Genomic DNA, 462 nt, shown 5'->3' with positions numbered 1-462 from the left:
GGTGGAACGGTTCACAAGGACGATGCCCATGGCCAGCAGGCCGACCACCAAGCCGGCGACGGCACCGTCGAACAGCAGTTGCAGCGTGGGGATTTCCATGGCCGTCAGCCGCCTTCCTTGCCGAGGAAGACCGCGCGGGCGAGGTCGTCGCGTTCGGCCAGCTCGCGGGCCGGCCCGGTGAAGCGGACCTGGCCCTTCTCCAGGAATACCGCCCGGTCGGCGATCGCCAGGGCGATGTTCAGCGACTGCTCGACCACGACGATGGTCAGCCCGTCCGCCTTCAGCCGTTCCAGGACGGCGAGCAGGTCCTGCACSACCACCGGKGCSAGCCCGAGCGACAGTTCGTCGATSAGSAGCACCTCGGGKTCGTGCATCAGCACCATCGCGAGCGCGAGCATCTGCTGCTGGCCGCCGGACAGCGATCCGGCGAGCTGCCCGCGGCGGTCCGCCAGGTCGGGGAAC

Annotated in this window: 1 protein-coding gene; it reads right to left on the bottom strand. The window is 69.5% G+C overall.

Going from position 1 to position 462, the window contains the following annotated elements; genetic code table 11:
- Positions 1 to 104: 104 nt before the first annotated feature.
- Positions 105 to 462 (bottom strand): ATP-binding cassette domain-containing protein (locus tag AC1DSF_RS30820; protein WP_478184110.1); only part of this gene is annotated, 358 nt, incomplete at its 5' end.

This window comes from Variovorax sp. 01N429 (assembly GCF_056399425.1).
The sequence above is the reverse complement of the archived record's forward strand: the minus strand, read 5'-3'. Positions and strand labels throughout refer to the sequence as shown.